This is a genomic window from Pelosinus baikalensis (assembly GCF_020819555.1).
Taxonomy (GTDB): domain Bacteria; phylum Bacillota; class Negativicutes; order DSM-13327; family DSM-13327; genus Pelosinus; species Pelosinus baikalensis.
The window spans coordinates 16,076-38,450 of the sequence record NZ_JAJHJB010000004.1 but is presented as its reverse complement, the minus strand read 5'-3'; the positions used below and the strand labels follow the sequence as shown (position 1 = coordinate 38,450).

General features: G+C 39.0%; 23 protein-coding genes. 7 read left to right on the top strand and 16 right to left on the bottom strand.

Annotation, left to right across the window (positions count from 1 at the left end):
• Positions 1-274: 274 nt before the first annotated feature.
• The 8 genes from LMF89_RS04410 to LMF89_RS04375 all read right to left on the bottom strand — a co-directional run bounded on the left by LMF89_RS04410 (position 275) and on the right by LMF89_RS04375 (position 7,079).
• Complete coding sequence (locus tag LMF89_RS04410; protein ID WP_229534054.1) at positions 275-808, bottom strand: histidine phosphatase family protein; 534 nt, start codon at positions 806-808, stop codon at positions 275-277.
• 99 nt (positions 809-907) lie between these two features.
• Complete coding sequence (locus tag LMF89_RS04405; protein ID WP_229534053.1) at positions 908-1,249, bottom strand: LysE family translocator; 342 nt, start codon at positions 1,247-1,249, stop codon at positions 908-910.
• A gap of 127 nt (positions 1,250-1,376) precedes the next feature.
• Positions 1,377-1,808 (bottom strand): GNAT family N-acetyltransferase, encoded by a 432-nt coding sequence (locus LMF89_RS04400; RefSeq protein WP_229534052.1) that lies wholly within the window; start codon positions 1,806-1,808, stop codon positions 1,377-1,379.
• A 245-nt stretch (positions 1,809-2,053) separates the two neighbouring features.
• Positions 2,054-3,235, bottom strand: coding sequence for an acetyl-CoA C-acetyltransferase (locus LMF89_RS04395; RefSeq protein ID WP_229534051.1), 1,182 nt, complete (start codon positions 3,233-3,235; stop codon positions 2,054-2,056).
• Positions 3,236-3,469: 234 nt separating this feature from the next.
• Positions 3,470-4,123, bottom strand: coding sequence for a 3-oxoacid CoA-transferase subunit B (locus LMF89_RS04390; RefSeq protein WP_229534050.1), 654 nt, complete (start codon positions 4,121-4,123; stop codon positions 3,470-3,472).
• 2 nt (positions 4,124-4,125) lie between these two features.
• A complete protein-coding gene (gene atoD, locus LMF89_RS04385) occupies positions 4,126-4,785 on the bottom strand; it encodes an acetate CoA-transferase subunit alpha (RefSeq protein ID WP_229534049.1) in 660 nt (219 codons plus the stop codon).
• A gap of 148 nt (positions 4,786-4,933) precedes the next feature.
• The gene (locus LMF89_RS04380) at positions 4,934-5,677 is read right to left on the bottom strand and encodes an acetoacetate decarboxylase (protein WP_229534048.1); all 744 of its coding nucleotides are present in this window, start codon (positions 5,675-5,677) and stop codon (positions 4,934-4,936) included.
• A 268-nt stretch (positions 5,678-5,945) separates the two neighbouring features.
• Complete coding sequence (locus tag LMF89_RS04375) at positions 5,946-7,079, bottom strand: GNAT family N-acetyltransferase (protein ID WP_229534047.1); 1,134 nt, start codon at positions 7,077-7,079, stop codon at positions 5,946-5,948.
• 132 nt (positions 7,080-7,211) lie between these two features.
• Between LMF89_RS04375 and LMF89_RS04370 the strand changes: the two genes are divergently transcribed.
• Complete coding sequence (locus LMF89_RS04370; RefSeq protein WP_229534046.1) at positions 7,212-8,105, top strand: LysR family transcriptional regulator; 894 nt, start codon at positions 7,212-7,214, stop codon at positions 8,103-8,105.
• Between the two features lie 157 nt (positions 8,106-8,262).
• Here the strand turns inward: LMF89_RS04370 and LMF89_RS04365 are convergent, their stop codons facing one another.
• Both LMF89_RS04365 and ald read right to left on the bottom strand, forming a co-directional pair.
• Positions 8,263-10,377, bottom strand: coding sequence for an amino acid permease (locus LMF89_RS04365; protein WP_229534045.1), 2,115 nt, complete (start codon positions 10,375-10,377; stop codon positions 8,263-8,265).
• Positions 10,378-10,645: 268 nt separating this feature from the next.
• Positions 10,646-11,767, bottom strand: coding sequence for an alanine dehydrogenase (ald, locus tag LMF89_RS04360; RefSeq protein ID WP_229534044.1), 1,122 nt, complete (start codon positions 11,765-11,767; stop codon positions 10,646-10,648).
• Positions 11,768-12,155: 388 nt separating this feature from the next.
• On the opposite strand from ald, the gene LMF89_RS04355 reads away from it, so the two are divergent.
• Entirely contained in the window at positions 12,156-13,730 is a 1,575-nt protein-coding gene (locus tag LMF89_RS04355; RefSeq protein WP_229534043.1) for a sigma 54-interacting transcriptional regulator, read from the top strand.
• 31 nt (positions 13,731-13,761) lie between these two features.
• Here LMF89_RS04355 and LMF89_RS25655 read toward each other — a convergent pair whose 3' ends face one another.
• Complete coding sequence (locus tag LMF89_RS25655; RefSeq protein WP_439651931.1) at positions 13,762-13,986, bottom strand: S4 domain-containing protein; 225 nt, start codon at positions 13,984-13,986, stop codon at positions 13,762-13,764.
• A 179-nt stretch (positions 13,987-14,165) separates the two neighbouring features.
• On the opposite strand from LMF89_RS25655, the gene LMF89_RS04345 reads away from it, so the two are divergent.
• Positions 14,166-14,792, top strand: coding sequence for an NAD(P)-dependent oxidoreductase (locus tag LMF89_RS04345; RefSeq protein ID WP_229534042.1), 627 nt, complete (start codon positions 14,166-14,168; stop codon positions 14,790-14,792).
• A gap of 74 nt (positions 14,793-14,866) precedes the next feature.
• Here the strand turns inward: LMF89_RS04345 and LMF89_RS04340 are convergent, their stop codons facing one another.
• The 5 genes from LMF89_RS04340 to LMF89_RS04320 all read right to left on the bottom strand — a co-directional run bounded on the left by LMF89_RS04340 (position 14,867) and on the right by LMF89_RS04320 (position 17,987).
• Positions 14,867-15,193 (bottom strand): winged helix-turn-helix transcriptional regulator, encoded by a 327-nt coding sequence (locus LMF89_RS04340; protein WP_229534041.1) that lies wholly within the window; start codon positions 15,191-15,193, stop codon positions 14,867-14,869.
• A gap of 43 nt (positions 15,194-15,236) precedes the next feature.
• On the bottom strand, positions 15,237-15,605 hold the full coding sequence (locus LMF89_RS04335) for an arsenate reductase family protein (protein WP_229534040.1): 369 nt from the start codon (positions 15,603-15,605) through the stop codon (positions 15,237-15,239).
• Positions 15,606-15,786: 181 nt separating this feature from the next.
• Entirely contained in the window at positions 15,787-15,942 is a 156-nt protein-coding gene (locus tag LMF89_RS04330; protein WP_229534039.1) for a hypothetical protein, read from the bottom strand.
• Between the two features lie 181 nt (positions 15,943-16,123).
• Positions 16,124-17,488 (bottom strand): amino acid permease, encoded by a 1,365-nt coding sequence (locus LMF89_RS04325; RefSeq protein ID WP_229534038.1) that lies wholly within the window; start codon positions 17,486-17,488, stop codon positions 16,124-16,126.
• A gap of 34 nt (positions 17,489-17,522) precedes the next feature.
• Complete coding sequence (locus tag LMF89_RS04320; RefSeq protein ID WP_007953732.1) at positions 17,523-17,987, bottom strand: Lrp/AsnC family transcriptional regulator; 465 nt, start codon at positions 17,985-17,987, stop codon at positions 17,523-17,525.
• 383 nt (positions 17,988-18,370) lie between these two features.
• Between LMF89_RS04320 and LMF89_RS04315 the strand changes: the two genes are divergently transcribed.
• From LMF89_RS04315 to LMF89_RS04300, 4 genes are all read left to right on the top strand, one after another.
• Positions 18,371-19,417 carry an energy-coupling factor ABC transporter permease gene (locus tag LMF89_RS04315; RefSeq protein WP_229534037.1) on the top strand — a complete coding sequence of 349 codons (1,047 nt, stop codon included), beginning with the start codon at positions 18,371-18,373 and terminating at the stop codon, positions 19,415-19,417.
• An 86-nt stretch (positions 19,418-19,503) separates the two neighbouring features.
• The gene (gene cbiQ / locus LMF89_RS04310; protein ID WP_229534036.1) at positions 19,504-20,316 is read left to right on the top strand and encodes a cobalt ECF transporter T component CbiQ; all 813 of its coding nucleotides are present in this window, start codon (positions 19,504-19,506) and stop codon (positions 20,314-20,316) included.
• Positions 20,313-21,065: an energy-coupling factor ABC transporter ATP-binding protein gene (locus tag LMF89_RS04305; RefSeq protein WP_229534035.1), complete on the top strand. Its 753-nt coding sequence runs from the start codon at positions 20,313-20,315 to the stop codon at positions 21,063-21,065. The genes cbiQ and LMF89_RS04305 overlap by 4 nt, the downstream gene beginning before the upstream one ends.
• Before the next feature lie 388 nt (positions 21,066-21,453).
• Positions 21,454-22,371, top strand: a complete 918-nt coding sequence (locus LMF89_RS04300; protein WP_229534034.1) for a protease complex subunit PrcB family protein — start codon at positions 21,454-21,456, stop codon at positions 22,369-22,371.
• Positions 22,372-22,375: the final 4 nt, after the last annotated feature.

The window sequence follows — 22,375 nt, the reverse complement described above, 5'->3', positions numbered from 1 at the left end:
CATTCTAGATCTTTAGTCTTATTTCCTAATTTCTAGATTTTTTTGATTTTCCTTCTTTATACTATAGATACCTAGAATAATTATAACCTATTTATACTGGTTTAATCTATAGAATCAAGTGATTTATATACTATTTGACGTCCTATCCTCAACTTCAAAAAGAAGTGGTTCTTTTTCTAAAATGCTGAGCCCACTCCAAAGATTGAACTCTCCCCCTACTTTTCTTAGTGGCACAAAGCTCTTTATAAAACTTCTTTCTTATTTGTACTATCTCTTAATTTTCAAATAGATATATTTTTCCGCATTCTGCATTTCTGAAATGATCACCCAAAAAGCCTCTATTCTTCAACTCCTTTTGAAGCTGTATCATTAAAAATCCATGTGTTACTACAAGTACGCTTGCCTCAGCTTCTGCAATAATTTCGGAAACAAACTGTTCTACCTTATCTTTAGTCTGCTCGATTAACTCTGTCTGAGACGGATGTGATAAGAACCATGCTATTCTTCCTGCAATTAACCAAAATACATGAGGTAGTTTTATTTTAGAATTAAAAACCGGCATTATAGGTACTTCGCGAATTAATGAAGATTTAAGTATATTTCCTTTGTATATATACTTAGCTGTATCAATTGCTCGCGGCAAATCACTGCAATAACATTTCTCCCACTTATACGTATCCACTACTGTATCTACTACTCTAATTGGCGAACAATCATATTCTTTTACCCATTTTTCAAATTCATCACTTGATAATAAATATTTATGAAAACAATTAACTTCAAAATGTCTTACTAAGCCAATTCTCATACTTTTTCATCCTAACTTTCATCATTAGTTATGACTATCTCCGTTCCGAAAAAGCCACCCGCAATCCAAAACCGATAAAGATTATCCCTGTTATCCAATTTAAATAGGCCTGTATTCTTTCATTTTTTGAGATCCAGCAACGTAGTTTCTCGGGACTACAGCATAAGCGATCATTACAAAAAAGCCCATAATAACAAACATTGCACCAGGTATTTTTATGATGAAAAACGCCAACGATGACACCTGTAATAGTACTGCTAAGCCTAAAGAAGCTGCCAATACTTGAACCATATCTCCCGCTGATGCCCCCAATACTGCCTTAAATGCTGCTTTACGTCCCTCGGTCATCCCCTTGGTAACAACATATATCGTATTTGGCCCGGGTGATATCAGTAGAATAAACGATATAGAAATAAAAAAATATATATTGCTTATTTCCACATGGAAACACTCCTTTATTATATATTTGTTGTTCTCTTAGACTTGTAACTTTACTTTAATGTTGCTGTAGTCTTCTATGTTCATCATAAGTATCTATTTTTGTGCTCATTTTTCCAAAATAGATAGATTATTCTATGTCCTTTGAAAAAATATTCAAATCCTTCCTTTTATGAAATTTGATCTGCTTCCAGAAATTCATACCTTGCTGGTTATTCGAAAACACAAATAAATGACATTTACTTATACCTTCTTCTTTAAGCTTTGCAAAGCAATTTTTGACTAATCTGCTTGCAATTCCTTTCTTCCTGCAAATAGGGCTCACAGCTAAGTGATGAAGATATCCTCTTCTCCCATCATGTCCACATAATATGGCACCGACAATCTGTTGCCCGTCGTCTTCAGCGACAAAACTCAAACCAACATTTCGTTTTAAAAACTTACTTATATTTACTTGAGTATCTGCATCACTTAATCCTATACCTTCAATGCTTGACCAAAGCCTTACTACTTGTTCGTAATCCTCAATACTCATTTCTCGTATTAAAATTGTATCCTCCAAATAACTCTCTCCTTTATTATATCAGATGTCGGTAGATTAAATTTCGCATTAATAGTTCCTTAAACCATCAAGCTTGACTGCTTAACGTATTTTGTGCTTTTATGTTCATCCTACATTAACGTATATAAAGAGGCTGTGTTCCGAAATTATGGAATACAGCCTCTAGCAAATTTACTAGTCAGTTGTTATGCTTCATTCTACTATATATTTACATTTCTTGTCCACAACACTTTTATATTTAAAGCTTACATTCTTTCAACAATAGTTGCTACGCCTTGACCGCCACCTATGCACAAAGTAGCCAAACCAAGCTTAGCATTTCTTTGCTCCATGGCGTGCAGCAGTGTTACTAGAATACGTGCACCGCTAGCGCCTAACGGATGTCCAAGAGCAACTGCCCCCCCATGGATATTTACTTTTTCCTTGGCAAATTCAAGTTCCTTACCGACTGCCAGAAACTGTGCAGCAAATGCTTCATTAGCTTCAATTAAATCCATATCATTGATACTAAGACCAGCTTTAGTCAATGCCTTACGAGTAGCAGATATAGGTCCCAAGCCCATAACACTTGGATCAACCCCTCCAGAAGCATAAGAACGAATACGAGCCATTGGTTTAATGCCAAGTTCTTTGGCTTTTTCGGCTGACATCATTACTAAAGCTGCAGCACCATCATTAACTCCTGAAGCGTTACCAGCAGTAACAGTTCCGTCTTTCTTGAATGCAGGCTTTAGCTTGGCTAATCCTTCTATGGTAGTTTCTGCACGAGGAAATTCATCAGTATCAACAATTACTTCACCTTTTTTAGTTTTTATAACAAGCGGCAAAAGTTCTTTTTTGAAAGCACCACTTTTAATTGCTACAGCAGCTTTTTTCTGTGATTCAACAGCCATCTGATCTTGTTCTTCACGAGTAATTCCATATCTCTCAGCAACATTTTCAGCAGTTACGCCCATATGATAGTTATTAAATGCGCACAACAAAGCATCCTGTAACAGACTATCAAGAACTTGACCATGCCCCATACGATAACCCCACCTAGACTTGTTTTCCAGAAGATAAGGTGCATTCGTCATACTTTCCATACCGCCTGCAACAATAATCTCAGCATCTCCAGCCATAATTGCCTGCGCTGCAAGGTTAACACATTTCAGACCTGAACCACACAATTTGTTAACAGTAAAGGACGTTACTTCTACTGGTAAGCCTGCCTTGATGGCTGACTGACGAGCGGGATTTGGTCCTTGACCGGCCTGCACTGAATTTCCAAAGATTACTTCTTCAATATTTTCTGGTTTTATGCCGGCACGGGATACAGCTTCTTTTATTACTGCTGCTCCCAATTCACTAGCAGAAAAAGGCGCCAGCACACCGTTAAAACTACCAATAGCAGTACGTACTGCACTTGCAATAACTACTTCTCGCATTGTAATTACCTCCATAAGTTATATACTTGTGTTAATATTTTCACTTTCAATCTTCTAATAATTTATTAATCAAGTATTTTTCCATAAGAATAACAATGGCCCCCTCTATTGGGTTCTGGAATCAAAAGAGGATCATTCTTATACTTAGTAGACCCTGTTAAGTAAATTCTAGCTTGGTATTTGTCAAATAGGGCTGCTTAATGATAAGACTCTTGTCAAGTCCTCCCCCTTATTTTATGAGACATTTTTCATGGATATTAAATTGTTACTAATAATTAAATCAGCTTCTGTTTTACCTTTCACTGTTTCAACGGTAACGCCAGGAGCAATCTCCGTCAATAAAAGACCTTTTTCGGTCACACGGAATACGCCGAGTTCGGTAACAATTAAATCAACAACACCTTTTCCGGTGAGCGGCAAATTGCAGATCTTCAAAATTTTTGCAGAACCATCTTTGGCACAATGTTCCATTGCAACAATAACCTTCTTTGCACCTATCACTAAATCCATAGCTCCCCCCATGCCAGGTACCATTTTCCCCGGAACCATCCAATTGGCCAGATTGCCTTTCTGGTCTGTCTGCAAACCGCCAAGCACAGTAACATCTACATGCCCGCCGCGAATAAGGGAAAACGACATTGCACTGTCAAACATAGCCCCACCAGGAATAATACCACACAGCTGACCACCAGCATTTACAAGATTGGAATCCGTGCTTTCTCCGACAGATCCCAAACCGATAAAGCCATTCTCAGATTCCAGCATTACATCTATACCTTTAGGCAGATAATTTGCCACCATGGTCGGCAGACCAATTCCCAGATTAACAACATCACCATCTTTTAGTTCCACAGCTGCGCGTCTTGCAATCATCTCTTTTGCTTTCATATTTAGCAACCCTCCACACAAATAATCTTATCTACTAACACACCAGCAGTCATAACTTCATCAGGCACAATTTCACCAACTTCAACCAGTTCATCCACTTCAACAATTACAACATCTGCAGCCATCGCCATTATAGGATTGAAATTACGTGCTGCTTTATCGTAAATTAAATTCCCCGCTGTATCTGCTTTCCTTGCTTTTATCAAAGCTACATCAGCGTGTAGTGGTTTCTCCAAAAGATATATCTTACCATCAACACTAATTTTCCGTTTATTTTCTTCCACAATAGTACCTACACCAGTGAGAGTAAGCACACCACCTAATCCTGATCCTCCGCAGCGAATTCTTTCTGCCAGTGTTCCTTGTGGTACAAGTTCCACCTCCAATTCCTTGGCAATCATTTGCTTACCTGTTTCAGGATTGGTGCCAATATGAGAAGCAACAACTTTTTTCACCTGCCGATTGACAATGAGTTGTCCCACCCCTTTATCCGGTACAGCAGTGTCATTTGTAATTAAGGTAATATCCTTAACCCCTCTGTCAACAATGGCATGAACCAGCCTTTCAGGTGTGCCAACCGCTAGAAAACCTCCAACCATTACTGTCATGCCGTCTTTAAAGTACTCGCTTGCTTGTTGAATATTTAATTGTTTATTTTTCATACCTAGCCTCCTTGATTTGGAGATTCATAAGGATTCATTTGGCATTATTGGTACCAAATAAAACCGACAAAGCCCCCTCTTATTGTTACGTCTCAAAGATTTTTACAACATATATTCTATAATTCTAATATTGTGTGCATTTTCGCATTTATTTTCCTTCTGCCAAGTAGTCATAGACCATTTTTACAGGTGCTAATGTTAAATCTGTTAGAATATGAGATGCACCAACAACCTCTAACACTGGCAAGTCTGCCAATGGCGCAAGGGCGTGGGCAAATAACTGCAGTCGTGCAGGACCTGTCCATGCACCATGTATAGTGATATCCGTAGTCTGTGTGCGGACAAGCTCGCAGACTTTTGGTTCACCAGTGTACCCCCGCATTATTTTTATCATAAAAGTAGGTCTGCCAATTTCCGCGAAGGCCTCTGTTTGCTCAATTGGAAAATGCTTATATCCCATTGTTGCAGTGGCTACTCGTAGTGAACCATAATCAAGAGTGCCCACTAACGTGTCATTGTCCACATATAATTTGGGTGTTGCTAATAATTTGGGAAAAGCACTCACTTCTCTCCCAAATGCAATGGCGGGAAGATTATCCAAATACATAGCATGCAAATAGTCACCTTCCTCTCCATTAAACCGCACTGGTATAACCTGACCGCTTTCAGTGTAAGAACCCAAACCAGTCACATCTGGCATACGCATCATTTCAAATCGTACTAATGGGTCTATAATTTCTAATGGTTCTGGAACCACCTGGCGCAGAGCCGCTAAATCGGTGCGATAAACGATATTAAGATACTCCCGATTGTTAAACCTATAAGTAGTTTTGGGGAAAGCTGGCCCCGTCAGCGGCGTTGTAAAGCATTTAAGAACCTCACTTTTTAACATGTAAACCACCCTTTCTTTGTACTGACATTTTTTAAACTCTACTCTCCCTACGGATGAGAATCCCATGTTCGCAATTAGATCATTACCAATAGAAAGATTTACAGTTTAATTAATTGGTGCTTCATAAGCTTTTAAAAAAATCACCTCCTTAGTATAATGTCTAGTTAATTTCTCTATTTTTTATTTACAAGCCAATGCTTGCACTAGGAAAACTTTCTTTAATATTTTCCATACCGGTTTGCATCATAGGCTTGCGTAGCAGATTAAACTAGCCAACTAACCTAATCATATGTCTTGCTTTAAGTTCACATTTTCTAACATAATCCAATATTTCTTTCGCATTTTTAGAAGCGATTTGAACCTTGTTATAATCAAAATTACTTGCATTAAGATATTGTAAAATTAAAGCATCGCCAATAGACATAGCTGGCAAAACACCCGCGAAAAAAAATCCCATTTGTTCAAACTGTTCAGCAAATTTATATGTTAACGGATCATTTAGACTTAAATAGAGAAGTATGGCTTCCGTATTCTTTGCCAGCATTTCCTTCATCTTTTTTTTCACACATTCCACAATATCAGCACCATATCTGCTTACTTTTATACTTGCGTTATTAAGTTTTGGAACAATTTTCGCTTTTATCAAAGAAGTTTCTTTATAACTTTGATCATCATAATGACACTGTGGTTCTTCCCAATTCGGGACCGCACCTAAATTTCCATAAATATCTAAAATCATTTTTCTATGCTGACTCGGAGGATAAATAATCTTATTTTTTCGATTCTGCAATGAATAGTACGTTAAAACTAAGCTTATCCTTTGCGATTGTTTATTTGATATATCTTTTATTTCCGCTGGAGGGTAATTTCCTAGTAAGCATCCACAATCTTTAAAACCACATTTATACATTGCTAATTGTGAATATATATGCTCAGAAATTGGTGGAGAAAATAAACCAGAAAGATTTTTCGTGTACGAAAGATCCTCTTTCATTACCCGATTCATCATTCTGCTAAATATATTCATATTTCTATAGTCAGGTCTTACCATTACCATTGATGGTTCACCAAGTTTACATTCTTCTTTAGTACCAGTTCGTGCAATATTACCAATGATTTCATTTCTGAATAAAGTCATATGACCAATTATTTCACCGTTCTTATTTACGGCCACTAATGATCTCATTACACCCCGCTCGTTGTATTCAGCGATATGCTCAGGGTAATAAAAATTCTCATAAAAATATGTATATCCATAACATTGATATATGAGACGCACTACATCAACGGCCTCACAGAGTTTCATATATCTAATCTCAATGTGATCGTCGTCTTTTTTTGCTAATAATATCGGTATATCTTTCCCTTTGGCGGAAATTATCTCATTAGAGACTTCACACATAAATGGTTCCCCCATTTCAATATGGTATTTTTTTGTATTCATGGAAGTAGTATACAAAAACTGACAAACTGCGTCCAATACTTAATCTATAATAGACTTATACTTTATTAATATAAAACAAGGAGATCTTCTATGGAGTTGCGCCACTTAAGATATTTTGTAGCTGTTGCAGAAGAATTACATTTTACCCGGGCCGCTGAACGCTTAAATATGGCACAGCCCCCCCTTAGTCAACAAATTCGCCAATTAGAAAGCGAATTAGGTGTCCAGTTATTTCAGCGAACTAAACGTCAAGTTGAACTAACAGCTGCCGGAAAGAATTTTCTCAAGAATGTATACAAAATCCTTATTGACCTCGATAAAACATGTGATTCTGCACAAAGGGCACAGAAGGGAGAGATTGGTAATATTGTAGTAGGATTTACTGGAACAGCTACTTATGATATTCTGCCAAAGCTATTACAGCCTTATCGAAGTGAATTTCCATTCGTTGACATTTCGGTACTTCAATTGAGCACTACAGATCAAATTCAATCATTACTGAACGGTGAAATTAATATTGGCATACTCTGTGCCCCTATCAAAAACTCTCAATTAAATTTTGAGGTTATTCACCAGGAACCATTCATTATTGCCATGCCCAGAAACCATCCCTTAGCCTCAAAATCAGGTCCAATTGAGGTACAAGAGTTTTCAAAAGAGTTATTCATAATGATTCCAAGAAACTCGGGACAAATTTACTACGATACTATAATAAATATTTGTCATAATGCTGGTTTTAGCCCCAATATTACGCAGGAGGTGCATGAACTACATACATCCATATCACTTGTTGCTGCCGGAATGGGAGTTGCACTAGTGCCCGATTCAATCCAAAATCTCCGGGTAAGAGGTATTACTTATCGCCAATTAAAAAATTCAGTGTCAACTCTTAAAACAGCTTTAGCATGGCGAAATGATGAAACGTCTCCACTTGTGCACACATTCATTGCTTTAGCCAAGAAAAGTATAAAGAAATTGGCCTAAGTATTAAAAAAAGCAGCATCTCCCTTGTTTTTTTACAAGGGAGATGCTGCTTTTCTATGAGATTAATTCTTACTAAAATCAACCATAGCGAAACTCAACTCCAAGTATCACCTCGTATCATATTTTATAAGCAAGCATACACCATCTCTTAATTCCATTATATACTCACATTATTAAACCACTTCTGATACAATGCTTCCAATTCACCGTTTTTCCTCATGTCTGATATGATCTTGTTAATCCTTTCACCGACTGCCTTATTCTTGTTGGAAAAAGCAATCGCATAGTCTTCTTGATGGATCACTTGCAGCTCCACCGGATAAGCAATCATTTTTTGTGATATGAAATACTCTAATGTTAACTTATCAAAGGCGATCACATCAATCCATCCTTGATTAAAGGCTTGGATCATATCCAAATTGGATTGAAAAACCTGTATTCTTGCGTTACTGTTATTGCGGATGAATGCTTCACTAGTCGATCCTTGCGGCACACCTGCGACCTTACCGGTCAAGTCTTTCACATCTTGAATCGACGCCCCCTGTCTAGCCAATAGGGCTAAGCCGCCTTTTTCAATATAGGGTTTCGTAAATTTGACACTCTTTTGCCTTTCTGGTGTCACAGATAAAGAACATATCGCAATGTCAGCATATTCATGACTTACCGCCTCAAAAATATATTCTAACGAAACCATTCGATAATTGACTTTTAAATCGGCCTTTTCTGCTATGATATTAATGAGTTCTATATCAAATCCCGTAAGCTTACCGTTTTGATCTTCATAAGCAAAGGGCGCGAATTGAGGTACAATACCTACAGTAATTTCTTCCCGATTATCAATTACCTGCACAAATAGCGTCAGCAATCCAATAACAAGCAAAGCGCCTATACCCACTACATATTTTGTTTTCAATCTCGAAAACAGGTTTACTTTCTTTTCACTCCTATTTAGATAATAATATAAGGGTAATCCAGCCAACGTAAGGCCAATGGAGATGATACCGTTGAGAAATTGATAACTCAGCATACCATAAATGACATATATGGCACCACCAATTGCAATTAGGGGGACAACTGGATAGCAAAGCACCTTATAGGATCGTGGTACATCTGCATGGGTCTTCCGGGCAATGATAACACCAACAAACGCCAGTAAATAAAACAGCCAAACGGAGAACATCGCAATATCGGAAAGCTTGTCAGCATCTAACAGGCGACAATAGATATAAGAACTTGTAACCAGCATCAGTATCGCATTGACTGGTGAATTACTGTCATTATCAATCTTACTTAGAATAGAAGCGCCGAAAATCTGCCCTCTTTTTCCCATAATATAAATCGTGCGGGACAAGGTCATAATATATCCATTAAGACCACCCAGGATCGAAATCATGATACCCACTGCAATCAAATTGCCCCCCATCAGACCGAACATCCTTTGTGCCGCAATGGAAGATGCATCATGACCAAGGGCAACCATTTCACTTACAGGAAAAATATTAAACATGGCAATATTAATACTGATATATACGATAATCAGAAATGATATCCCACCAATAATCGCCTTCGGCAATACCTTACTGGGATTCTTGATTTCACCAGCTACAGACGCAACTTGAGCCCAGCCGTCATAGGCGAATAAAGTTGCAAGAATTGCAACAGAAAAGGGAGCTGCGGTCGCTATGCCCCCACCGCTGGCACCAAATATAGCTACCTGCCCATTCCCCTTTAAAATGCCGAATACGGCTAATAAAATAATTGGAATCAGTTTACAGAAGGTTGCTACAGTCTGCAGATATCCGGCTTCTTTTACACCGATGGAGTTCACAAAGGCAATAAAGCCTAAAGCTCCCGCGCCGACAACGCCATTATATGAATCCGGAATATTAAATAACAAGCAGAATACAGAACTAAAATATCCAGTAAGTGCTCCAACCAAAGCCGGTCCAAAAATTACACTAATCATCCAACCGTATAAGAAGGCCACTTTAGGACCATATATTTCTTCCAGATAGACAAAAATACCGCCTGTACGGGGAAACATAACACCCAATTCACAGAGTGTCAAACCACCACTAATCGAGAAAAGACCACCGATAGCCCAGGCAGCTAATGCCAAATTAAAATCTCCTGCCGCTGCCAATACAGCTGGTGGTTTCATGAACGCACCAGCCCCCAAGACCATACCGACTACCAAGGACAATGCTGAGATCAGCCCAAGATCAGCTCGTAGCTCTTTTTCAGGTGAATTATGATTGCTTAACTGACTCATAGAAATACCTCCTTGCGCGAATATTCTCATATTTTAGATGTTTTATATATAAGTTAAACTACATAATCGTACTGTTACATTATATATGGAAGAAAACCTGGAAAAGGACCATAAATTAATCCTAGTATTTATGGTCCTATTACCAGTTCTTAGATGATTTACCCGAAAAAGCATTCTTTCCTGTTTTTATCTTGTTATAATTTCATTTTGTTTTTCTTAAAAATAGCTGATCTAAATCTGTATCTTCTATGCCAAAGATGGCTATTTATTATTTACGAATCAACTCTTCTAAGGCTACATAGGGTAATTTCAAAGCATCTGCTACTGCTTTGTAGGTCACGTTACCGTCCAATACGTTAACTCCTTTAGCCAGCCCTTCATTATCAAGTACAGCCTGTTTCCAACCTTTATTTGCAATCTGCAGTGCATAATCCAATGTAGCATTTGTCAATGCCAACGTGGAAGTACGAGATACTGCCCCTGGCATATTCGCTACGGAATAATGCACCACGCCATGTTTAGTATAGGTAGGATCACTGTGAGTGGTAGCGTGATCAATGGTAGCAATAGAACCGCCCTGGTCAATGGCAACATCCACAATAACCGATCCTTCCTCCATCGTTTTAACCATTTGTTCACTTACTAATTTAGGAGCCTTCGCACCTGGAATCAACACTGCTCCTACTAAAAGATCAGCTTTCTTGACCCATCGGGCAATATTGTAGCTATTGGACATGACAGTTGTAACTCTTCCGCCAAAAATATCATCCAAATAAGCCAGACGATCGGTTGATTTATCAAGAATGGCAACCCGTGCCCCCATACCTAAAGCCATTTTAGCTGCATTCGTGCCAACATTGCCGCCGCCGATAATAACGACCTGCGCGGATTCAACTCCTGGTACGCCCCCTAAGAGAATTCCTTTACCACCCCAAGGTTTTTCTAAAAATTGGGCACCGATCTGTATTGACATTCGACCTGCGACTTCACTCATTGGTGATAATAATGGCAATGTATTATTACGCCCTATAATGGTTTCATAGGCAATACCAATTACTTTCTTTTCTAATAAAGCATGAGCTAATTTAGGCTCTGGTGCTAAGTGCAGATATGTAAAGAGAATTTGCCCTTCATGGAAAAGTTCATACTCTGATTCGATTGGCTCTTTTACTTTAATAATCATTTCTGCTTTATCAAATAAGGTCTTCCTGTCAGTAATAATAACTCCGCCGGTTTTTTGATAACTTTCATCTGAGAAGCCACAACCAATGCCTGCGCCTTTTTCAATCATGACGGCGTGACCAGCCTTACACAGAGCTTCAGTACCTGCTGGCGTCAAGCCTACACGAGCTTCATTGTTTTTAATCTCTTTTGCTACACCAATAATCATTATAAAAAACCTCCATCTAATAATTTAGCAAGTACTTATCATGAGTACTTGCTAATTAGTAATGCAACAAACATGCCAAGCTGATAATTCAGATTTTACTAACTTTTCTATATATTCTGTAATATTTTCGTTCCAAAAGGTGGTACAAAAATGTTCCGCATGGAACATTTTTGTACCACCTAAGACAAGCTCGTTCTTAAATTGACATTTAATTCAAAAAATTTCTTTATTCTGGAGATTTCCAATGTTATACTATTTTTAGAAAAAAGTTTGTCCTTATTGAGAGAGCTAAAAAATATAGCATTGGACCTAGCCTGTTAATAATATAGCTTCATCTTTCATATTATTAACAAGAGGAAGAGATTTTCTTATAAGGAGAGTGAAGGAGATGGCCAATCTCTGTTTAAAAATCTGCAATCAGGATCGGGTAGGACTTGTTCTTGATATTTCTCGTGTACTCGCAGAGCAAAATATCAATATTCTTTCTATGGAAGTCTTACCCGATATCATGTATTTAGAAATTGAATCCTTGTCCCCTTACGAGGAAGTACTCCTCAATACCCAATTGGGTGAGATCCCGCAGATCGGCAATGTGAATCGGATATCTCGCATGCCTCATCAGGAACGGGAACAAGAATTAAAGACAGTAATGGACACGATTGGTGATGGGATTTTAGCTATTAACCAACAGGAAATCATAACCCATTTTAATGCCGCTGCTGAAAAAATGATGAGCTGCAAAAGTGGAAAAATCATTGGATCTAATATTAAAGATGTTTTTATCTCCAAAGTACCATTATTAGAAATACTGCATAATGGACTGCCTTATAATAATCGCGAAATCATAGTTACCACGGTGAAAGGTAAGAATCATTATCTTACAAGCGGACGTCCCATAAAGGATGCCAACGGTATCGTTATCGGAGCTGTCGCAGTATTAAAAGCCATGAAAGACGTGGAGGAATTAGTATATTCAGTAACCAAACCTGAGATTAATAGTTTTGAGGAAATTCTACATGTTAGCAAAGTTATGGAACATACCATAAACGTGGCAAAATTAGTTGCGCAAAATGATTCTACCGTGCTCATTCGCGGAGAAAGCGGTACTGGCAAGGAACTTTTTGCAAGATCCATACATATGGCAAGTCCAAGGCAGGAAAAAGTTTTTGCACCTGTGAATTGTGCAGCTTTGCCAGATGCTCTTCTGGAAAGTGAATTATTTGGCTATGAAGAAGGTGCTTTTACAGGAGGGCAGAAATATGGCAAAAGTGGACTTTTTGAATATGCCAATGGCGGGACAATCTTTTTAGATGAAATCGGTGAGCTTTCCTTTAGTCTCCAGGCAAAATTATTACGAGTGCTGCAGGAGGGGAAAATCAGACGCGTCGGCGGCAATCGGGAAATCGATGTCGATGTCCGAATTATTACAGCAACCCATAGTAATTTAGAAGAGATGCTTCGGAAAAATCAGTTCCGTGAGGACTTATATTATCGTTTAAATGTGATTCCAATCTTCATTCCTCCTCTGCGTGAGCGTAAAGAAGACTTGCCCCTACTCATCGAAAGCCTCTTATTTAAGAAAAATCATCGCTTGAAAAAACATGTTAAGCATATCTTGAAGCCTGCCATGGACAAACTGCTGCAGCACGACTGGTTAGGAAATGTCCGGGAATTAGAAAATGTAATGGAACGTGCCGTTAGCTTTGCTTCTCATGGAGAAATCACCCAGGATGACATTATCCTGGATCATATTACTCCCACGACTTCTACTGTTACCACACCAACTAGTAACACCCGCAAATTAAAAGAAGTCTTAGAAGAGATGGAATGCTGTATTCTTCACGAAACCATTAATAAGTATGGAACCTCCCGTCAAGTCGGTAAAATACTTGGTTTATCCCATACTGGAGTTTTAAATCGAATGAGAAAATACAATATTCCTAGTAGAACGGATTCCCTGTGAGCAAGTTACTATCGTAAGCCTTGAAAAACGATCAATTGCATTTTAACTGTCGATAGATACGCTTGCCAACTTGAATAATCAAGTCATTCGTTATCGTAATCACTGCATGTATATCCACTATCTTTTCACCATTAATCTTTATACCACCGTTTTGAATCATTCTTCTTGCTTCACTTTTAGAACTCTGCAAATCAAGTGTAACGAGTAAATCGATCGCTGCTATTGATCTGGAGCCTTGCCAGTGAACTGCAGGGATGTCGGTTGGAAGAGGTTACCTCTAGGTAAGCAGCTAATAGTAAAGTGCGCTCTTCTCTCTCTAACCATTAAGTGATATCATTATCGTAAAGCGACATGATCCTGGTTAGGCAGCCGTAGATTTGTAAGTCCAGGCATTTCTATGACTGGTATCAATATAAAATATAAGGAGGGTTTTTTATGAAAATAGCTGTGATTGGTGCTACCGGTCGAGCTGGTTCCCGAATTCTAACAGAAGCAAAAAACCGCCGGCATGATGTTACTGCCATTGTACGTAATGCAGCAAAATTAGCTGATTCTGATACAAAAAGCCTCGAAAAAGATATCTTTTCCTTACAGGCCGCTGATCTTGAGCCTTTTGATGCCGTTGTCAATGCTTTTGGCACAGATTCCAGCCAGAATCATTTGCACCTGGAAGCAGCGAAGCATTTAGTTTCGCTGCTTAAGGGTAAAGAAAAACCACGACTGTTAATCGTCGGAGGAGCTGGCAGCTTGCTGGTTGATGATCAGGGAACAAAAGTATCTTCTACCCCTAACTTCCCGCCTGCATATCTCCCTACAGCTACAGCAATGGGAGAAGAACTGGTCTTTTTAAGAACAATTGACAATGTAAACTGGACATTCTTTAGCCCTGCTGCTGAGTTTGGACCGGGAGAAAGAACGGGCCAATTCCGTTTGGGCAAGGACCATCTCCTCACTGATGCCCAAGGTCAAAGTCACATTAGCATGGAAGACTATGCGATTGCGCTGGTAGATGAAATAGAACATCCATACCATATACGAGAACGCTTTACAATTGGATATTAATGTAAGATCATCTCAATGCTTACTCATCCTAAAAAAATAGAGCACTGCTTTTAGAAAAAGCAGTGCTCTATTTTTTAGTCTATTTTCGTATAATGATATGCCCATGTATTAATATCTTCAATAATGTTAGCAAACTCAGTTCCTTGCTCAGTGAGACAATATTCAACAGTTGGCGGTATGGCTGGATACACAGTTCTAGTTAGAATGTGATTTTCTTCGAGGATTTGCAGATTATCTGACAGCACCTTGGCACTGATGCCATTGATTAGTCTATGCAGTTGGGAAAATCGTTTTGGTCCGTTAATTAGTGACAGAATAATCGTCGTTCTCCATTTTCCTTTAATCATATTGATAAAGCAATCAAAGGGACATTCATACTTGGTTGCATGAAATAAAAACATCACAGAGCTCCTTTGCATTTATGTAACTTCAAATGCCTGCTTCTTAGCACCGCGCAGTGAGTATTTCCCACTCCGCTTCCTTAAACCCGACCAGAACATTATCCTGGGCTATCACCAAAGGCCGTTTAACAAGCATTCCGTCAGTTGCCAGCAGGGAAAACTGTTCCTCCTCAGACATACCTGACAGTTTATCCTTTAGTCCTAAGGATTTGTATAGGAGTCCGCTGGTATTAAAGAATTTGCGCAAGGGAAGGTTGCTTTTTTCCCACCATTGACGCAGCTCCGATGCGGTTGGATTCTGTTCCTTAATATTTCGCATTTCATATAAAATTTCATTATCATCAAGCCATTTCTTCGCTTTTTGACAAGTAGTGCATTTAGGATACCATATAAAAAGACATTCTTTACTCATGAGTGCATCTCTCCTATCTTAAATTAAAAGGCATTCCTCCATGATCAATCCTACGTGACCTTCCGCTGGCTGCAGCATTGCACCCCTTTATTCGATTCACCTATTCGTATATTTCTTAGCAAAGAACAAAACTCCTGCTAAACTCCCTAGGGAATTTAACAAGAGCTTTCCTTTTTTACCATTATACTATTCTTTCCATATGAACAATCTGAGCGACTCCTTCTTCATCAACCGTAATGGTAAAGCCCTGATTTCTCCAAAAGTTAAAACCGCCGGGAAAGAATCGATGAGTGTGCAGATACATCATATCATACCCATGTTCTTGAACTATAGACATTAACGCCTCATAAGACAATACCATTGTACATCTCAAGAATTACGTTCGAAGGCTTAAACGCAAAACATCCCTTGCAACACGTTAACTATATTAATCGATATGATTTTCTATTATAACCAAAGTGCCTACTCCACAATAAGAAGAGTAGGCACTGAGTAGTAATTTTTATAGTTGGATGTAATTAATTCTTCTTTGCAGCCGTTTTTAATTTAAAGCCGATATACAAAGAAAACAGCCAAATAGGAGCAATATATAAAGAGAAGCGCAAATCAGGGATAAAGGCCATAATAACAACAACAACAACTAAAAAGACCAAACTAATATACGATGAAATCGGATGCAGCGGCATCTTAAACAAGATTGGCTCACCTGTCTTTTCTTTATGCCTTCGAAATTTTAATTGTACAATCAAAATGGTCGCCCAATTGATAATAACAGAAATCGTTGCCAGCGCCATAAAGTATAGGAACACCTTTTCTGGGTCCAAATAGCTGATTAACACCGTAAGTAATGTAAACGCGGTAGAAAATAAAATTGCAATGATTGGTGCTCCAGCTGAATTGAGTCTTCCAAAGAGTTTGGGAGCATTCCCCTGTACTGCTAAGCCATATAACATTCTTCCATTGCTATATAGGGCACTGTTATATGCAGATAGGGCCGCTGTTAGAACGACAAAGTTTAATAAATTAGCCGCGGATGGAATACCCACGTGAGAAAATATCTGTACAAAAGGGCTGCCCGTTGCCTCAATTTCATTCCAAGGAAAGATTGCTAATATAACTCCCATAGCTCCTATATAAAAAAGCAAAATCCGCCAAACTACTTGGTTGATTGCTTGTGGAATTGTTTTATTAGGATTTTCAGCTTCACCGGCAGTAATCCCCACAAGCTCAACGCCACCAAATGAAAACATGACTAAAACCAGTGACATCACCACTCCCAAGACGCCATTCGGAAAAAAACCGCCATGTTCCCACAAATTACTGATTCCAACAGGCTGTCCACTATTACCAATGCCAAAAACAATCATAGCTACGCCAAAAACGATCATTCCAATGATTGCCAAAACTTTAATAATCGCAAACCAGAACTCAAGCTCGCCATAGGCTTTTACATTTACCGTATTAATGAATGTAACAACCACTAAACAAGCAAGTGCTGTTACCCATGTAGGAATATCAGGATACCAATAATTAATATAAGTCCCTACAACTGATAATTCAGCCATACCAACAACCACATAATTAAACCAGTAGTTCCAGCCAGCAATAAATCCAGGAAGCTCACCCCAATATTGATAGGCATACTGACTAAATGAGCCCGATACTGGACAATCCACAGCCATCTCGCCTAATGCTCGCATAATAAAGAAAATAATAATGCCGCCAATTAAATACGATAAAGTAATCGCAGGTCCAGCAGTTTTTACTACCGTAGCGGAACCGTAAAATAAACCTGTACCAATGGCTCCCCCTAATGCGATCATTTGGATATGACGATTTTTCAGACCACGTTGTATTTGTTGATTTGTAGTGTTACTATCCATACTTTTCCCCTTTTTCAATTGCATTTTGTTCGGATCATTCTTCCGTTGGTATCGATAATGTTCTCTTTTCAGTATTAATTACGATACTGGTTTCCACCCGGCTTACCCCGGGTATCGCCATAAGTGAATCGATTACAAAGTCTTTGTACGTTGGCATATCTTTAGCAACGATCTTTAAAAGATAGTCCTTATTGCCAGTAATGCTGTAGCACTCAAGTACTTGTGGAAGCTTATTAATCTGCTCTAAGAAAAAATCAGCTGTTTCTCGATTCAAAGGAGACAAAATCACCATAATAAAGGCAATGGTCTCCATCCCAAGCTTTCTTTCATCCACAATCGTTGTAAACTGCTTAATAACCCCCAGTTCTTTTAAGTTTTTTGTTCTAGTAAGACATGCAGAGGTTGAAAGACCAATTAATTTAGACAAATCCAAATTGGATATTGAAGAATCTTTTTGTAAAGCACTCAAAATGGCTCGGTCATAACTATCAAGTCTCATAACAATATCCTGCTCCTTTATAACGAAACACAAAATAATATTTTTGCATAAGTATATAATGCAATATTTTATTTTGCTTTGTCAATAAATTTAAGTATATTATTATGTATAAGGTCATAAATCATTGGAAGATCACACCTGGTATTTTTATTATTATTTTCTGCAAGAAGCAGGATAAAGAAAAAAAGCGGCGAACTTGAAAGTCATAAATATATATATTTACTACTACAGGTCATGAAGGCTTGTCAGATGGCTACGAAAGTCATGCTCCAAGAAGTTTTGGAGCTTTTCTTGCGTAGCTATTTTTATGAAGAAAAAAGAGAAACATTACATTAAGTGTCTTGGATATATAAATTGAGAAATATAATTAGGAGTGATGATGTATGCACATGGCAGATGCACTAATTTCCCCAGCGGTCGGTGGAACCCTCTGGGCCGCTACTGCTTTCTTGGCTTCTTACGCAGCCAAGAAAGTTCAAAATGATATGGATGAGCAGAAAGTTCCCTTGATGGGCGTGTTGGGTGCCTTTGTCTTTGCTTCCCAAATGATTAATTTCACCATACCTGGTACAGGATCAAGCGGTCACATCGGAGGAGTCGTGCTGCTGGCGATACTCCTTGGCCCTCATGCTGCTTTTTTAACAATTGCTTCTATATTAACGGTTCAGGCATTATTCTTTGCCGATGGAGGTTTACTAGCCCTTGGCTGCAATATTTTTAACATGGGTTTTATTCCTTGCTATATAGCGTATCCATTTATCTATAAACCATTAGTCGGCACGACTCCCTCACAAAGACGTATTATGCTTGGCTCCGTCATAGCAGCAGTTGCAGGACTCCAACTAGGAGCCTTTAGCGTAGTTTTAGAAACCCTCTTTTCTGGAATATCAGCTCTACCTTTTTCAACCTTTGTACTGCTCATGCAGCCCATTCACCTTGCTATTGGTTTGATTGAAGGCATTATTACCGCTGTGGTCATTGGATTCATTTTTCAAGAAGCACCCCATATCATCCAACCCACGGCTTTAAATCAACCATTAGGTCCTACCTCTATAAAAAAAGTGATTATCGTCTTATTTGTCCTCGCTTTAATCACAGGCGGCGCTTTATCCTGGTTTGCTTCCAGCAATCCCGATGGACTGGAGTGGTCGATTTCCGGAATCAACGGCGAAGAAGAGCTGCAAGCAACGGATGAGGTTCATGGTTTTTTCGCCGAAATACAGGAAAAAATCGCCTTCCTTCCTGATTACAATTTTAAGACTACGCCTGCCTCTCATCCAGCGGCAGTTGAAGAAACCGAGGCAACCACAGAAGCAGTTTGGCCTACGGTAGATACAGGAACCTCGGTAGCTGGTCTTGTGGGATCTTTAATTACATTGATTTTAGCTTATTTTATTGGCAAAGGGCTACAAGTTGCAGCAAAACGCTAGTATACTATAAGGGATGCGACAATACGTCGTATCCTTTACTCTTATGGGTATGCAAATATTATTTTTTTCTAATGAAAGAGGTTACTATGATCAAACTGGAGTCAACTTGGCTCGATCTGCGAAATATTGATGATCTCGCCACTCAAAAGACTTTCATTCACTCTTTGAATTCCTGTACTAAACTGATCACGACCTTAGTCTTTGTCGTGCTGGTTACCTCCTTTTCTAAATACGAAGTTACAAGTCTTCTTCCCCTATTATTTTATCCTGTTGCTTTAATGGCTTTAGGAAATCTGCCTTATAAACCGATAGTAAAACGCTTGATACTGATCGCTCCTTTTATTGTTTTTATTGGCCTATTCAATCCAGTTTTTGACCAAACGCCGATTGCAAAGCTCGGACCCTTTCTGATTACTGGAGGCTGGCTATCCTTTCTATCCATTACCATCAAACTACTCTTAACCGTAACATCGGCTTTAATTTTGGTTGCAACAACGGGTATGAATTCAATTTGTACAGCCTTGTCGCAAATTGGTGTTCCCAAGCCTATTGTGATTCAAATCCTCTTTATGTATCGCTATCTCCATGTATTGCTTGAAGAGTTTCTAAAAACAAATCAGGCCTACAATCTTCGTTCTTTCAAGGCAAATGGAATTCATTATAAGGCTTGGGGGTCATTGCTGGGACAATTACTACTTAGAACCATGGATCGAGCGCAACGAATCTATCAAGCTATGCTGTGTCGCGGCTTTGACGGAAAGGTCCCTTTACGATCTGCTGCAAGTTGGACAAAAAAAGATCATCTCTATCTACTTTTTTGTCTATCCTTCTTTCTCCTCTGTCGTTTTATTAATATTCCACAGACCTTGGGAACATTGCTAACAGGAGGTTTTCAATGAGTCATCACACAATCGATTTAACAAATGTACTATATACCTATCCTGACGGCACAACTGCATTAAGGAATCTCTCTCTTCATATCGGTCATGGGGAAGCGATCGCAATCGTTGGCTCCAATGGTTCAGGTAAAACCACTTTGCTATCTCATTTAAATGGTGTGCTATTTCCCACCGCAGGAGAGGTCAATATTGGCGGTTATCCCGTTGTCAAAGAAACTCTACCCCACATCCGCCGCACAGTTGGCATCGTTTTTCAAAATCCTGACGATCAGCTGTTCATGCCAACGGTTTATGATGATGTAGCTTTTGGTCCCCTAAACTTAGGATATCCGCCTCTAGAAGTGGAAAAGCGTGTAACATCAGCATTAAAAACCGTAGGTGCTTATGCTTTAAAAGACCGTCCCCCTTATCGCCTCTCAGGAGGACAAAAACGAGCAGTAGCCATCGCGACGGTGTTAGCCATGGACCCGGCAATATTGGTAATGGACGAACCAACCGCAGCCCTTGATCCCTTGGCCCGCCGCCAGTTGATCACTCTTTTGCACACATTTAGTCATACAAAAATTATTGCAACGCATGATTTAGATATGGTACTGGATCTTTGCAAGCGGACCATTGTCTTGCATAATGGCACCATTCTCGCTGATGGTCCTACCCTTGAAATCTTCCGCGACAGATGCCTATTAGAACAGGCAGGTCTAGAACAGCCCTTCTCCATGCAAATCTGCCCGATTTGCTCTAAAATTTGATAATCAGATATTTTGTAGCAAATAAGAAAAGTGCTTCGTGTCCTTTTAAACATAGCAGTTTTGAAACACAAAGACACAAAGCCGCTTACTCGGACACGAAGAACACAAAGGGGTAATAAACATGTCTCTGTGTTCTTTGTGCATTTCTGTGTCCTATGTATTTAACGTTCCCCTTAGAAAGCTTATACTTTTTAGCCTCGCAAACAAAAACGACTAGCCCTTTCATTTTTTAAAAAAGGGCTAGTTCTTTTTAATATCATAAATATATTCTTTTGACTCATGAAGGTTTAGGCATCCAATCTTTACTTATTTTTCGGATAAAACTCCCTAACATGTATCCATGCAGTAATGGAAACACTAACAAAAATGTATGAAAGGAAGATTAGCTATGAAAAGTATAATTCGTAGAAAGCAAATAAAGAACCACTCGAAGAAACTATTAGCTGCTGTTGCAGGAGCGGCAGTTATGTCTTCGGCAATGTTGCCTGGTCTTCCTGTAACAAAAGTTTTTGCCGCTTCGAATGAAACAAACCAAACTCCTGAAGCAGATCAAACTTCCAAGTCAAAAAATTGGTCGAACCCATCCAAAATGGACCCCGTAAGAACCGTAAAGGAAAATGCCTACACCTATGGCTTTAATCCCTTTCGTGATAGATTTACAATTCTTGATCAGTCAGCAAACAAAGCAACTGTTGAAGTACGAACCAGCGGTCAGACTTTTAAAGTGAACCTAGTAAAGACTCGTAATCAGGGATGGGAAATTACTGCAATACGTGGTATTGGCAATTCAAGATATCCTGCTACTTATACTCCCGCCAGCTTTTTTACCCACCGCCCCATTACGGGTCCAGTGGTTATCACCCCCAATGCTCCCCAAACCCTATATCAAACGAATGATTTCCGTGAATGGACATGGTACAATACCTCCTACCCCGCCGACATGACCTTTGGTGCTCTGATTCAAGACCCCCGCTTACGAGGAACGAACTTAGTTCCAGAAGACATCATCAACCAGATGAAAAATGTTGACTTTAACCATCAAATCGTTGTTTATACTCACCTTGGTACCGTAGACTCAACTGGGTACGGTATCGGCATTGAAAAGATCACGCAATCAGGAAATGACCTTACTGTTACCGTAAGAACAAAAAGCCCTCGCCTTAGTGAGAGTGTGACGACTACCAAGGGTTATGACTATATTGCCATGGAACGCTCATTATTTGATACCCGCCGTCCAATCCGGGTAACCTTTATTAACCAGAATAATACCATGCTAACAAATTATAATGTTACGCTAAACCAGTAAAAAA